The organism is bacterium (assembly GCA_022616075.1).
Taxonomy (GTDB): Bacteria; Acidobacteriota; HRBIN11; order JAKEFK01; family JAKEFK01; genus JAKEFK01.
Window position 1 is genome coordinate 22,310 of record JAKEFK010000266.1, and the last position, 13,181, is coordinate 35,490.

At 49.3% G+C, this 13,181-nt stretch carries 13 protein-coding genes; 8 read left to right on the plus strand and 5 right to left on the minus strand.

Translation table 11 applies throughout. The features are described from left to right. The first annotated feature begins 35 nt into the window (after positions 1 to 35). From lpxD to L0156_22050, 5 genes are all read left to right on the plus strand, one after another. The gene (lpxD, locus tag L0156_22030; protein ID MCI0605675.1) at positions 36 to 1,091 is read left to right on the plus strand and encodes a UDP-3-O-(3-hydroxymyristoyl)glucosamine N-acyltransferase; all 1,056 of its coding nucleotides are present in this window, start codon (positions 36 to 38) and stop codon (positions 1,089 to 1,091) included. 47 nt (positions 1,092 to 1,138) lie between these two features. Beyond that, positions 1,139 to 1,867, plus strand: a complete 729-nt coding sequence (locus L0156_22035) for a hypothetical protein (protein ID MCI0605676.1) — start codon at positions 1,139 to 1,141, stop codon at positions 1,865 to 1,867. Next, positions 1,860 to 2,564 (plus strand): hypothetical protein, encoded by a 705-nt coding sequence (locus tag L0156_22040; GenBank protein ID MCI0605677.1) that lies wholly within the window; start codon positions 1,860 to 1,862, stop codon positions 2,562 to 2,564. The genes L0156_22035 and L0156_22040 overlap by 8 nt, the downstream gene beginning before the upstream one ends. 148 nt (positions 2,565 to 2,712) lie before the next feature. After that, on the plus strand, positions 2,713 to 3,999 hold the full coding sequence (locus tag L0156_22045) for an FAD-dependent oxidoreductase (GenBank protein ID MCI0605678.1): 1,287 nt from the start codon (positions 2,713 to 2,715) through the stop codon (positions 3,997 to 3,999). Next, on the plus strand, positions 4,000 to 4,872 hold the full coding sequence (locus L0156_22050; GenBank protein MCI0605679.1) for an RNA polymerase sigma-70 factor: 873 nt from the start codon (positions 4,000 to 4,002) through the stop codon (positions 4,870 to 4,872). Here the strand turns inward: L0156_22050 and L0156_22055 are convergent. Continuing rightward, positions 4,846 to 5,520 carry a DJ-1/PfpI family protein gene (locus L0156_22055; GenBank protein MCI0605680.1) on the minus strand — a complete coding sequence of 225 codons (675 nt, stop codon included), beginning with the start codon at positions 5,518 to 5,520 and terminating at the stop codon, positions 4,846 to 4,848. The genes L0156_22050 and L0156_22055 overlap by 27 nt on opposite strands. Before the next feature lie 68 nt (positions 5,521 to 5,588). Here L0156_22055 and L0156_22060 point away from each other — a divergent pair, with 68 nt between their 5' ends. From L0156_22060 to L0156_22070, 3 genes are all read left to right on the plus strand, one after another. Continuing rightward, positions 5,589 to 5,903, plus strand: coding sequence for a hypothetical protein (locus L0156_22060; protein MCI0605681.1), 315 nt, complete (start codon positions 5,589 to 5,591; stop codon positions 5,901 to 5,903). Continuing rightward, a complete protein-coding gene (locus L0156_22065) occupies positions 5,839 to 6,234 on the plus strand; it encodes a type II toxin-antitoxin system VapC family toxin (GenBank protein MCI0605682.1) in 396 nt (131 codons plus the stop codon). Before L0156_22060 ends, L0156_22065 begins: the two co-directional genes overlap by 65 nt. A gap of 71 nt (positions 6,235 to 6,305) precedes the next feature. Next, positions 6,306 to 6,893, plus strand: a complete 588-nt coding sequence (locus tag L0156_22070; protein ID MCI0605683.1) for a hypothetical protein — start codon at positions 6,306 to 6,308, stop codon at positions 6,891 to 6,893. Here L0156_22070 and L0156_22075 read toward each other — a convergent pair. From L0156_22075 to atpD, 4 genes are all read right to left on the minus strand, one after another. Beyond that, positions 6,865 to 9,459, minus strand: a complete 2,595-nt coding sequence (locus L0156_22075; GenBank protein ID MCI0605684.1) for a protein kinase — start codon at positions 9,457 to 9,459, stop codon at positions 6,865 to 6,867. The genes L0156_22070 and L0156_22075 overlap by 29 nt on opposite strands. A 112-nt stretch (positions 9,460 to 9,571) precedes the next feature. Then, positions 9,572 to 11,113 (minus strand): S8 family peptidase, encoded by a 1,542-nt coding sequence (locus tag L0156_22080; protein ID MCI0605685.1) that lies wholly within the window; start codon positions 11,111 to 11,113, stop codon positions 9,572 to 9,574. 212 nt (positions 11,114 to 11,325) lie between these two features. Continuing rightward, positions 11,326 to 11,739: a F0F1 ATP synthase subunit epsilon gene (locus L0156_22085; protein MCI0605686.1), complete on the minus strand. Its 414-nt coding sequence runs from the start codon at positions 11,737 to 11,739 to the stop codon at positions 11,326 to 11,328. After that, positions 11,739 to 13,172, minus strand: a complete 1,434-nt coding sequence (atpD, locus tag L0156_22090; protein ID MCI0605687.1) for a F0F1 ATP synthase subunit beta — start codon at positions 13,170 to 13,172, stop codon at positions 11,739 to 11,741. Before atpD ends, L0156_22085 begins: the two co-directional genes overlap by 1 nt. Positions 13,173 to 13,181 lie beyond the last annotated feature (9 nt).

Sequence of the window (13,181 nt, forward strand, 5' to 3'; positions counted from 1 at the left end):
TGGCGACCTTGGCGCCTCGGCGGTTTGAAAGAGTTATGAGATTAGGTGAAATTGCAGAGAAGCTCGAATGTAAGCTCGAAGGGAATCCGAGCACTGAAATTCTGGGTGTTGATAAGATTGAAACAGCCGGACCTCAGATGCTGACTTTTCTGGCCAACCGGAAGTATCTATCCAAACTAAAATCGACACAGGCTGGAGCCATCATCACCGATTTCAACACCGATTGTAACGGTAAAAACGTTCTGAGACATGCCAATCCATACTTAACATACGCGAAAGCACTAGAACTTTTCTACAAGCCTTACAGACCGGCGCCGTTCATTTCTTCGCAAGCCTACGTCGCTCCTACAGCCGTGATCGGAAAGGATGTCTACATCGGACCGTTCGTTTACATCGATGATTCTGTAGAAATCGGCAACCGCTGCTACGTGTTTCCCAATACGACAATCTACCAGGGAGCGAAGATCGGTGATGATTGCGTCATTCATTCCAACGTTTCCATTCGGGAGAATGTTGAGATTGGAAACGGCGTGGTAATCAAGAATGGTGCGGTCATTGGCAGCGAAGGATTTGGATTTGCAAAAGCTGAAAATGGAAGTCATTACAAGATTATTCAAACCGGAAAGATCGTGATTGAAGATTCCGTAGAAATTGGAGCCAATTCAACGATTGACCGTCCGGCGGTCGGTGAAACGAGGATTCGCAGAGGCACAAAAATCGATAACCTGGTTCAGATCGGACACTCGAACGATGTGGGAGAAGATTCGATTCTTTGCGCGCAGGTGGGTTTAGCTGGAAGCACCATCATCGGAAAGAATGTGATTCTTTCCGGTCAAGTAGGAGTGGCAGGACATCTCGAGATTGGGGATAACGTAATTGCAACGGCTCAAACCGGCATTCCAAACTCTGTGAAAGAGAATAGTTTCATCTCTGGATATCCAGCCATTGATAATCGCTCCTGGCTGAAGTCGAGCGCCGTCTTTAATCGCCTTCCCGAAATGCTCCGCGATCTGCAAGCACTCAAAACCAAAATCGAAGAACTTGAAAAAAGATTTACCGCAGAGAACGCAAAGGACGCAGAGAAAAAATAGATTCTTCTTTAACTCTGCGCTCTCGGCGTTCTCTGCGGTAAAAAAGGATGCTTGAGCACGTAGATCTGACTCTCTCTGTTTCCAAAGAGGAATACAAACGAAGATTGCCTGAGCTTCAGGAACAATTGTATGGACAGGTCCATACGATGTTTCACTCCGGCATCCCAAGCGTTGTCGTATTCGAAGGATGGGCGACTTCCGGCAAAGGAAGCACCATCACACTCCTGACCGAACGCCTCGATGCGCGGGGTTTTCGTGTCGTCCCTATCATGCCGCCACGAACCTTCGAGACGCAGTACCCTTGGCTCTGGCGCTTCTGGCTGAAGATACCTGTTTCAGGTCAGATGATGATCTTCGATCAATCCTGGTATCGCCGCGTTCTAACAGATCGATTGATGAAAACCGTGACCAAACGCGAATGGGAAACCGCCTATCAGGATATCAACGACTTCGAAGAGCAACTGGCAAACAGCGGAACTGCAATCGTAAAACTCTGGCTGCACATCAGCAAAAAAGAACAGAAGAAACGACTGAAGGAACTGATGAAGAAAAAATTGACATCATGGCAAGTATCGGAAGAGGATGCTTTTCAAAATAAATCCTACAAGAAGCATCTGAAAGCCGTAGAAGAGATGCTTGCCAGAACCGACATGGATTACGCTCCCTGGACGATCGTAGAAGCAACCGACAAGTACTTTACGCGCATCAAAATCTACGAATCCTTGGTCCAGGCTTTCAGCAAGCGTTTGAAATCGAAAACACGCGCGCATGCTTGAAAAATTGAACCAGAAACTACGTCTCTCTCGTAAGGCGTATTCCGCTCAACTGGACAAGCTACAGAATCAGATTCATTTGCTTGGCTATCAGGTATATCTACAAAAGAAATCCGTTGTCATTCTGTTCGAAGGATGGGATGCTTCCGGCAAGGGAGGAACAATCAAGCGGCTCACCGCCAAACTGGACCCGCGCGGATACGCCGTATGGCCGATTTCGGCGCCGCAGGGAGACGACAAAGCTCGCCACTATCTGTACCGCTTTTGGCGCCGCCTTCCTGCTAAAGGCGAGATCGCCATTTTGGATCGGTCCTGGTACGGAAGAGTGCTAGTCGAACGCGTGGAACGCTTTTGCTCCGAAGCGGAATGGAAACGTGCCTATAGCGAATTGAATCAGTTTGAAAAACAATTGACCGGCTTCGGAACGATCCTGATGAAATTTTGGATGAATATCACTCAGGAAGAACAACTCAAACGCTTCAAGGAACGCGAACGCACTCATTACAAATCATGGAAACTTACAGAAGAGGACTGGCGCAATCGCGGGAAATGGGAAGACTACGAACAAGCCGCTGAAGAAATGCTTCTCAAGACCAGCACCGTTCAGGCCCCCTGGACTATTGTGGAAGCTAATGACAAATGGTACGCACGGATCAAGGTTTTGAAAACGATAGTGGCTCGATTAAAAAAAGAATTGTAGGCAAAGTAGCGCAGGCGGGACGCCCGCGGTTGGCGGGGAACGGGCGTCCGCGCTACTTGGTGTCACAAATCAGAAACCCATTCCGTCTTATCTCCTGAAAATACGTAACGCAGGCGGGACGCCCGCGCTACTTTGCCAGGAGTACACGATGAAACAGAACTTCGATGCAATTGTTATTGGAGGCGGTCTGGCCGGATTGACGGCTGCAACATTTCTTGCACGCGGCGGTAAATCTATAATTCTATTTGAGAAATCTACACGCGCAGGCGGGCGCGCAGTAACGGAGAATGAAGCTGGATTTCAGATGAATCTCGGGCCACACGCGCTCTACCGGAGTGGAGAAGGATTCAAGATCTTGAGTGAACTCGGCATCAAGTTCACTGGTAAATCGCCCTCAGCTAAAAGAAGTCACGTTTTCTACAAGAATAAACTCACGAAACTTCCGTACGAGCCCTTCTCACTAACCGGGTCTAATCTCTTTGATTCCTGGCGATGCAAATTCGAACTCATCCGGTTCTTCAAGAATGTGGAGAAGACTCAAACGGCGGAGCTGCAAAATCAAAATCTAAAACACTGGCTCGATCAGACATTTCAACACCAGGAAGTTCGAGACTTTGTGACCATGTTATTGCGCATTGCGACATACACCAACGACGCCGAGAATCTGAGCGCTGGCGCAGCGTTATCGCAATTGCAGATGGTACTTGCCAAGGGCGTCCTGTATTTGGATCACGGGTGGCAAGTTCTGGTGGATGGTTTGCGCGCAGCAGCGGAAGATGCCGGAGTTCAAATATTGACGCAGAGACCGGTAGAGAGAATCGATCGGGAATCATCTGTGCGTGGCGTCGACCTGGCAAACGGTGAGTCTTATCTTGCGAATAACGTCATTCTGGCGACTAGCGCCACCGAAGCAGCAAGATTGTTGGGACTTCCTCAGCTGGATTTGATGCCGGTGAAAATGGCTGCTCTGACTGTCGGACTCAATAGGCTTCCCTTCCCAAAACTTCTCGCTGCATTCGGCATGGATTCACCTTGGTACCTGTCCGTACATTCCGCGTGGGCCAAACTCACAATGGAAAAAGGCGCGGCATTGATCCACGCTGGAAAATACTTAGTGCCCGGAAAGGAATCGCATGCTGAATCAGATCGCTTGGAGCTGGAACAATTTCTAGACATTTGCCAACCGGGATGGAAGAACGAGCTAGTCGCTTACAGTTATCTTCCAAAAATGACAGTTGCAACCGCAGAAGTGACGGCCGCTGCAAACGGATTTCAGGGAAGGCCGGCTGTAGAAGTGAAGGAAGTGGCCGGTTTGTATCTATGTGGAGATTGGGTAGGGGATCGCGGGATGCTGTGCGATGCAAGTTTTGCAAGCGCGAAAAAGGCTGCGGAAATCATACTCAACAAGCAAGACAAAGCGCAAAAAGTGGCCTAGATGTTAGAGGATCGCCTTCAAATCTTTGAGCAATACCGGGCGATGCTTTTTTCCATGGCTTACCGCATGCTGGGAACGATCTCCGACGCGGAAGACATGGTGCAGGAAACTTTTCTGCGTTGGCATAAACCTTCGGAGGTGGATGTGCACGCTCCAAAGTCCTATCTGGCTACAACTCTCACGCGTCTCTGCCTGGATCACCTTCAATCCGCCCGGGTAAAACGCGAACAATATGTCGGGCCATGGCTGCCCGAACCGGTTTTCACTCAACCGGATCTCGATTCAAGATTCGCAGAAAGTCTTGCAATGGGATTTCTATTACTGATGGAATCTCTCTCTCCGGCTGAGCGTGCCGTATTTCTTCTGCGGGAAGTTTTCGAATTCGAATTTTCGGAGATTGCAGAAATCATTATGAAAAACGAACAGAATTGCAGACAGCTCGTCCGGCGCGCTCGAAAACAAATTTCTGAGCGCAGGCCCCGATTTGAAACGTCTCGCGCAGACAGAGACCGCTTGCTGAATGAGTTCGTCCATGCTTCCTCCAGCGGAGATCTGCAAGGATTGCTCAGGTTACTCAAAGAGGATGCGACTCTCATCTCTGATGGCGGCGGAAAAGTTGCCGCAGCTTTGAATCCCATCCTTGGAGCCGACAGGGTGTCCCGCTTTATTCTGGGAGTGATGCCGAAACTTCCGGCCGGTCTGACAATGTCCTATGTAGAAGTGAACGGTGTTCCGGGAATTGCGTTTTATATCGGCAACCAGCCTCACAGTGTGATCGTTCCCGAAGTGGCCGGCAATACCATCCAATCTATCTACATTATTAGTAATCCCGACAAACTCAAAGGTTTACTGTCCCGCCCGGTGATAAGTTAAGCCCGGCTGCGGCCATGAAATAATCAGACCACGCCCGACTCCCGCCGCGACCTTCTCACCGTAAAGGAGGTCCACCAGATACATGGCAACATCATAACTGCGCGCGCCCCCCTGTGACGTCAAATACTTTCCATCGTGAACAAAACTATAGTTTTCCAGAGTATTTATTTTGGGAAACTGCTTTCTGAACGCGTCAATATCCGACGGAAAGGTTGTCGCCTTCTTACCATCCAGCAAACCCGTATTGGCAAGAATGAAAGCGCCATCACACAGCGTCACGACGTACCTGGCCTTGTCCGCTGTCTTCTTTACCCAGTTCCGCACCGCCTGATTCTGCAGATCGGCATCCATGTTGTGTTCGGCGCTGGGAATCACAAGGACATCAATCGCCGGTGCGTCTGCGAAAGTGTATTCGATTCCAAGGTGCAATCCTTCGAATGTCCGGATCGCCTTCTGATTCTCGGAAACAGTAAACACGCGCATCCCCGGTTTTGTGTGAAACACAGTGTGATGAAATATGTCGTATGGAGCCATCAGCTCGCTGTTGTATACGGACGGTAGAACCAGAAATCCGACGTTCAGCGGAGCATCAGCGCCAAATGCGCTCGCGCAAAAGAAAATGGCCAATGAAAGAAATACAGTTTTCATAGACCCATTCTCTCATATTCCCATTTTACTCACATATGAGCACAAAATGAGTATGCTATACTCATTTCATGAGTAAGCGGTTGCAAGTCGTACTCTCGGACGCGGAGTACGTTCGAGTACAGAGGATGGCAAAGCGCCGAAAGCAGACGCTAGGGAGATTCGTACGGGAGCTATTACAGGATGCGGTTCCTCAAAGAAGCGCGGACGACGCGTCCGAGAAACTGAAAGTCATTGAAAGGGCCGCCAAATATTCCTTCCCGATCGCCGATCTGGACATTCTGCTGGCCGAAATCGAATCCGGTTATGGAGAGACTTCCGATGGTACTGATCGATTCCAACATTCCGATGTACCTGATCGGAAAAGAACATCCACTAAAAATTAGAGCGATTCGTCTCTGTCATGAACTGATCTTGCAGGAGGAACGCCTTGTTACCGACACCGAAGTTTTGCAAGAAATTCTTCACCGGTACACCGCGATTAAAAGGCGGGATGCAATACAGCCTTGTTTCGATGCTTTGCTCGGTATTGTGGATCGGGTGCTACCGGTTGATCTATCCGATGTGCAGAAAGCAAAAGAGCTTCTCCTCGGTTACAAGAAATTGTCAGCGCGGGACGCTCTTCATGCTTCCATCATGCAAAAACATGAAATTGTTCAGATTCTAACGTTCGATATCGGTTTCGATCTGCTGCCGGGGCTCACCAGAATCCACTGACCGCTGTCATTCACCGTAAAGCTGTAATAGGATATGTTTCTATGAATCTAGCTCGCTAATGGGGGTTCACCATGCAAAGGTCCCTTGTTATTGCTCTGCTTGTTTCGCTCGCTGTTTGGTTCCTTACTTTTGATCTTTTCTTTCCCCACAGCAGACTGATCATCTCGCTTGTGTTGGCTATTGTTGCCGGGATTGTTGCCTTTCTTATTTTACGGGCAGTGACACCACCTGGCCTTGCCGGCATTTCGCTGCTGTCGCTACAGTTGATAGTGCCGATAGTTTTTGCAGGAGTCTTTTTGTTTGCCGTTTCGTGGCTGCTGGCAGCACCATCGCATTGTAAAAACATTGAGAATGTGACGATTTCGTGTGATCCGGCATCGGTTGACAAGAATGAAATATGCGTCAAAAAAGGAGGTACCATTACGTGGAATCTTCCTGCTGGCAAAAGGATTAAAATTCATGAATTGAAAGAACAAGTTTTCTTCTTCAAATGGAAAGACGCGGACCCGATCCCGTTTGACCAACCTGAATACGAAAGTGAAACGAGCATTGTCGCCACCGTAGGGGACTATGGTGGGTATTACAAGTATTCAGTGTCTTGTTTAGGTGGACCACCGGATAAAAAAGATCCTATGGTTGAGGTCCCGCCGAGGAAGTAAGTTGCTGAACGCGCGACAGAGCTTGTTTAACATCCGGTAGTCGTCTGACCGGCTCTAAATCAGGGTCAAACTGGATCATGGATAGATTATCTCTGGCGATAGAAGCCAGCACAATCTGTTTTGCCCAATTGTAATCACCACAACGGCTGACTGTAATTGCCGCATAAGCAGTTAATTCAGGACTGTCCGCGTGCCGAGATAAAACCTCGCGCGTCTGATCGAACGCCTCTTTGCATTGTCCTACTCCTGCCAGAGCCATTCCTAACCCAGCCCGGCTGTCATCATCTAAACGATTCAGTTTTAAAGCTTCCCGAAATGCACTGATGGCTTTGAGATACATTGCGTTCGCCTGATCCAATTGCTTCAATTGTCGTAGTGCATCACCTACATTGTTCTGGTACACCGGCCGGTCCGGCATTTCGTTTAGAAGTGTCTGCCAGTTTCTTAAGGCGAGATCATATTGACCTCGATAGTAGTGAATCAATCCCAGATTGTTATATGCATATCTATTAGGAGAGCGCTCTAACGACCTGCGGAAAGAGATTTCTGCGTCTTCAAGATTTCCAAGATTGTAATGGACAAGCCCTAACATGACCAAAGGAGCAAATCCTTCCGCATGGAGTTCAATTGCCCTTTCGAGATGCAATTTAGCGGATTTGAGATCGCCGCCAAGCTGTGATTCGAACCTACCTAATTCATAATGATTTACCCAGTAGTTGGGACGCAGATCAATTGAACGTTGATACATTTCCCGTGCTTCTCTATTCCGTCCGAGTGAAGAATACACGGTGGCTAGATTCTTACACGCTGAATCATCTCCGGGGGCAAGAGATAGTGCTCTGGCAAAGGCGTTCTTTGCCTCTGCTGAGTTTCCGCTTTCTAACTGTACTATTCCATGAGCAAGCAAAGCCTCAGGCAAATCCGAATCTAATGCAAGAGCGCGTTTCGCTTCTTCGCTGGATGATGAAAGTAACGAAGGGTGGTGCAAAAGATGAAATTGCCTTACAAGAGCCATAGCAAGGCGAGCATGAGCAGCCGCAAAATCAGGATCGATTTGAAGAGCTTCGCGATACAATCTGATGGCCTCTTCCTGATTACCTTCCACGTCCCAGCCTTCCTCGTGATTTCTCGCGTCGAGATACGTTTTGTAGGCATCCATGCTGGGCGTACGCACCTGCTCTATATCCTTGGGGGGAGCTGTATTAACTTCAATGGCGCTTAAAATGCTCTTTTTGATGAGATCCAGGGTTGCTACCGGCGATCCGATAAGTTTTTGATTCAAGATTCGCGAACCATCAGCGGAGTAAACCTCCGTTGTGACTTGTGTGTTCTCGCCTTGCACAGTGACGTTTCCTTTAATGATCCAACGAACGCCGAGATCCCCCGCGATCTCTTTAATGGGAGTCGATTCTTTAATCTCGCGCACGTTTGCATAAGGAGCGATTGCAAGACCCGGCACGGTTTGCAAACCGGCAATCAAACCATCAGTGACAAGGATCCCAAGATAATTCCGTGAGGGATCGTTTCCTGTATAACGAAAAAGGAGGACTGCAAGAGAATGCTGTTCCTTCTTTGCAACCGCCGGTTGCGAGATTGATGGCTTAACCTCATTACGCGGGAAATAGATCCATCCGATTGCTACAGCAATCAAAATCGCCGCAGCAGTCGCTGCGTAGCCCCAGGCCTTCTTGCGATCGAACGCCTTTCCCTCGCCGGTTTCTGCTTTGATCCGTTTTAGATCTGCCCAGACTTCATGCACGGACTGATAGCGCATTTCCGGATCTTTTTCGAGCATTTTGTTCAGCACGCGCACGAGCTCCACCGGAACATCATCATTAAAGCGCGTCACGGGAGTGGGCGCCTTGTGTAAAATCGAATCGACCACTTCGGTTGTGGAGCTTCCGGTGAAGGGTAACCGTCCAGTGAGCATTTGATACAGAACAACTCCAAAAGAAAAAATGTCACTACGATGATCGATCTTTTTCCCCAGGGCCTGTTCGGGTGACATGAATGCAGGCGTGCCGCGTACATCTCCCGTTTGACTCAAGTAAGGTTCAGTTGCCTGTTCGCTCCATTGCTCCGAGTCACGCATTTGTTTTGCAAGACCGAAATCAAGAATCTTCACGCGATCCCGGTCGGATAACAGGATGTTCACGCTCTTGATATCGCGATGAATAATATTTTTTTTGCGAGCTTCATCCAGCGCGTCAGCGATCTGAATCGCTACATCCAGAATCTCCGGCAATTCCATTCGTGACTGTTTGATGCGTTCGTTCAGGGTTATTCCTTCAACATACTCCATGCAGATGTACGTCTGTCCGTCCAATTCTCCCGTTTCATGGATGGTGCAAATGTTGGGATGGTTCAACGCCGCAGCGAACCCTGCTTCCCTGCGAAAGCGTCGCATCAAGTCGGAGCCAGGTAAGATCTCGGAAGGGAGAACTTTGATTGCCACGCGGCGGTTCAAACGTGTGTCTCTGGCAAGATAAACCTCGCCCATTCCTCCCCGACCGAGAAGTTTTTCAATTTCGTAAGGACCCAGGTGCTGACCAGGTTGCAGGCTCATGTCGTACGTCAGCGCGAAGCAGTAATCACGTCAGTGGATTATATCATTGCTGCTGAGGTAAAAAGGAAAAGGGCGGCGAGTAAAGCCGCCCTTTACTTGTATTGCTGAGATTCTAAGGACAGGAACTGCCTTGAACCTGCATACTCGCGCTTGTAATCCTTGCATTGCGACCGTTGTTTCCGCAACCAGTTGCTTCGGTTAGCTCCAATGTATAGGTTCCCGGACCGGCTGATTGATAAAGACTCAACACTGATTCAGTACCATCATTGGCCTGGCTAAAAGGCTTCACAACTTGAGTCGATGAATCGGGAGCGCGCAAAACGATTTGTGCACAGTCTGTAAGGTTGGTGTTACCGCTGAGACTCCAATTGAGCTGCGCACTGCTAGCCGAACCAATTGTGAAAGCGGGTGTAAGAGCAGAAGTCTTTGTATTGTTCTTGGCGTTCAGTGAACTGGACAGGTTAGCGGTTTGAGAACATCCACCACCGCCTCCGATAAAGCCTGTGTAAAGCAAGAGATTGGGTGAACCGGTTCCCGGACTGGTTACAACTCCAGCTGTTGCATTACTCGTCAATGCGTTGGCGACAGCTGCAGGACTGGCTGTCGGATTCCCTTCCAGATACAAGGCCGCGGCACCCGCAACGTGCGGCGAAGCCATCGAAGTTCCACTGATCGTATTCGTTGCGGTATCGCTGGTGTTCCAAGCGGAAGTGATACTCGAACCGGGAGCAAAAATATCCAAACACGTTCCAAAGTTCGAGAATGAGGAACGCGCATCGCTGATCGTAGTGGCACCAGCCGTTATTGCGTTGGGCGTTCTTGCCGGTGAGAAACCACAAGCATCCGCGTTGCTGTTTCCTGCTGCAATTGCATACGTAACGCCGGATGCTATGGAATTTGTCACAGCGGTATCCACGGCTGAATTTGCGCCACCACCTAAACTCATGTTGGCTACGGCGGGATCCACAGCATTAGCAGTAACCCAGTCCACTCCGGCAATGACTTGCTCCCATGTGCCGGAGCCGCTGCAGTTTAGAACGCGTACCGGATGCAAGACAACTGATTTTGCAACTCCGTATGTGGTTCCACCAGTCGTCCCGGCCACGTGCGTGCCGTGGCCATGACAATCGTTGGTTCCATTTCCATCATTGATTGAAGTGAATCCATTTCCCATCCGACTGGAGAACTCGGTGTGTGTTGCACGAATCCCGGTATCAATAATGTAAGCGTGCACACCTGCGCCTGTAGCGTTGTACACATAGGTGTTATTCAGCGGCAGATTCCGCTGATCGATACGGTCCAGTCCCCACGTGGCGGGCGATTGAGTGGCAAATGTCCTGACCACACTATCTTCTTCCACAAATTTTACGCGAGTATCGGCGCTTAGCTGTCGCGCGCGTGCTTCCGGCATCCGGATAGAAAAACCCTTGAGGGCATGTTCGTAAAGGTTGCGGATCTTCCCGTTGTACCGGAACCCGAGGTCTTTTGCTGTCTGACGGACCCCAGATGGACCGGATAGGAATTTTTCATCCAACACAACGATGTATTGGCCCTTCACAGGATTCTTTTTTGCTGGAATGTATTTGCTCTGAGCAGCCGCGTACGCAGCCGTCAGAACAAAAACGAGAAAGAAAAAAACATAAGATTTTCTCATGAAGTTAACCTCCTCCAATCCTCAAAACAGGAAATCTACTTAGTGCGTGTGGGCTTGATACAATACGATAAACATTGAATCGCAGAAAGCTTTGCGCTCTCAGGGAAAACGAATCATCCTGATTCTGTGCAACCCACTGCTGGAATATATAGGAAAGTCTTCTGGCAAAAGTCAACCTGATATAGCGACTTGAAATCGCTACTACAAACGAACTAGGAACGCATTTCGGCGACTTGAATGCGGGTGGTAGCTTTTAACAGCGAAGCCATTGCTGCTTCAACATCGATTTGTTCTTTGGAATGGAGCAATTGTTCAGCTTTTTGTTTTGCTTCCTGCGCGCGCTGCACATCAATTTCTTCCGGACGTTCCACAGTTTCTGCAAGAACGATCACGCGATCACCGAGCACTTCCGCAAATCCGCCGCTCACAGCAAAGCTATGTTTTTTGCCCGCCTGATGATAACTGAGAACGCCCACACCCAGAGTTGTCAGCAAAGGAAGATGCCCTGGCAAGACACCCAGATACCCTTCTGAACCGGGAATGGTTACTTCCTGCACCTCTTCTGAAAGAAGCAAACGTTCCGGTGTAACAATTTCCAGCCGGATACTTGTAGGGAGAGTTGCCATTATTCGCCTTTCATCACTTCCGCAGCTTCCAGCACTTCATCGATTCCGCCTTTCATGTAGAAGGCCTGCTCCGGAATTTCATCGTACTTCCCTTGCACGACTTCTTTGAATCCGCGAATCGTATCTTCCAGCTTCACGTATTTTCCTGGCGTGCCGGTGAATTGTTCCGCAACAAAGAAGGGTTGAGACAGGAACTTCTGAATCTTTCTTGCGCGGGCAACCACGAGCTTGTCTTCTTCTGAAAGTTCATCGATTCCAAGAATCGCGATGATATCTTGAAGATCTTTGTATTTCTGCAAGACCCCCTGAACTCCGCGAGCCACTCCATAATGTTCATCACCAAGAACGCGCGGATCCAGGATGCGCGATGTGGATGCAAGCGGATCGACTGCAGGATAAATTCCAAGCTCTGCAATCGGACGCGAAAGATTGGTCGTAGCGTCCAAATGAGCGAAGGCAGTTGCCGGCGCAGGATCGGTGTAATCATCGGCAGGCACATAAATCGCCTGCACGGATGTGATCGAACCTTTTTTCGTTGAAGTGATCCGTTCTTGCAGCACACCCATCTCCGTTGCCAGTGTCGGCTGATAGCCCACGGCGGATGGCATGCGGCCGAGCAACGCGGAAACTTCCGATCCAGCCTGAGTGAAACGGAAAATATTATCGATAAAAAACAAAACATCCTGGCCTTCTTCATCGCGAAAATATTCCGCGACAGTGAGGCCAGTCAGACCCACTCGCAATCGCGCTCCAGGAGGTTCCGTCATCTGACCGTAAATCAATGCGGCTTTATCGATAACACCTGACTCTTTCATTTCCAGCCAAAGTTGATTTCCTTCGCGGGTTCGTTCACCGACTCCCGCAAAAACAGAAAAGCCGCCATGTTTCGTCGCAATGTTGTTGATCAGCTCCATAATGATGACTGTTTTTCCAACACCGGCGCCGCCGAACAGACCGATCTTTCCACCTTTTAGATATGGCTCCAGCAGATCGATGACCTTGATCCCGGTTTCCAGCATGCTCAAGCCCGTGTCCTGCTCTTCAACCGTCGGAGCGAGTCTGTGAATGGGATAAAAGGCCTTCGCTTCAATCGGCCCGAGCATATCCACCGGTTTTCCGATTACGTTCATCACACGGCCGAGCGTTGCTCGGCCTACAGGTATAGTGATCGGCTTTCCTGTATCGTAAACCTTCATGCCGCGGATCAATCCTTCGGTCGGTTCCATCGAAACGGCACGCACTCGATTCTCACCCAGATGCTGCTCCACTTCTGCAAAGATATCGACCTGCACGTTATTCGTGCTTTCATCAAAAACGCGAACCGCGTTATAAATCAGCGGTAATTGTTCATCTTCAAATTGCACATCGATGACAGGTCCGATCACCTGCACGATCGTTCCGATGCCTTTGTATTCAAAATCGGGTGTTGCCATTTTTGACCT

What these genes read in the sequence shown, in the direction of transcription:
- L0156_22075 (MCI0605684.1), bottom strand. Translation starts at nt 9,459, where the DNA reads ATGAGCCTGCAACCTGGTCAGCACCTGGGTCCTTACGAAATTGAAAAA.
- L0156_22055 (MCI0605680.1), bottom strand. Translation starts at nt 5,520, where the DNA reads ATGAAAACTGTATTTCTTTCATTGGCCATTTTCTTTTGCGCGAGCGCA.
- L0156_22085 (MCI0605686.1), bottom strand. Translation starts at nt 11,739, where the DNA reads ATGGCAACTCTCCCTACAAGTATCCGGCTGGAAATTGTTACACCGGAA.
- atpD (MCI0605687.1), bottom strand. Translation starts at nt 13,172, where the DNA reads ATGGCAACACCCGATTTTGAATACAAAGGCATCGGAACGATCGTGCAG.
- L0156_22040 (MCI0605677.1), top strand. Translation starts at nt 1,860, where the DNA reads ATGCTTGAAAAATTGAACCAGAAACTACGTCTCTCTCGTAAGGCGTAT.
- L0156_22045 (MCI0605678.1), top strand. Translation starts at nt 2,713, where the DNA reads ATGAAACAGAACTTCGATGCAATTGTTATTGGAGGCGGTCTGGCCGGA.
- L0156_22065 (MCI0605682.1), top strand. Translation starts at nt 5,839, where the DNA reads ATGGTACTGATCGATTCCAACATTCCGATGTACCTGATCGGAAAAGAA.
- L0156_22070 (MCI0605683.1), top strand. Translation starts at nt 6,306, where the DNA reads ATGCAAAGGTCCCTTGTTATTGCTCTGCTTGTTTCGCTCGCTGTTTGG.
- L0156_22080 (MCI0605685.1), bottom strand. Translation starts at nt 11,113, where the DNA reads ATGAGAAAATCTTATGTTTTTTTCTTTCTCGTTTTTGTTCTGACGGCT.
- L0156_22050 (MCI0605679.1), top strand. Translation starts at nt 4,000, where the DNA reads ATGTTAGAGGATCGCCTTCAAATCTTTGAGCAATACCGGGCGATGCTT.
- L0156_22035 (MCI0605676.1), top strand. Translation starts at nt 1,139, where the DNA reads ATGCTTGAGCACGTAGATCTGACTCTCTCTGTTTCCAAAGAGGAATAC.
- lpxD (MCI0605675.1), top strand. Translation starts at nt 36, where the DNA reads ATGAGATTAGGTGAAATTGCAGAGAAGCTCGAATGTAAGCTCGAAGGG.
- L0156_22060 (MCI0605681.1), top strand. Translation starts at nt 5,589, where the DNA reads ATGAGTAAGCGGTTGCAAGTCGTACTCTCGGACGCGGAGTACGTTCGA.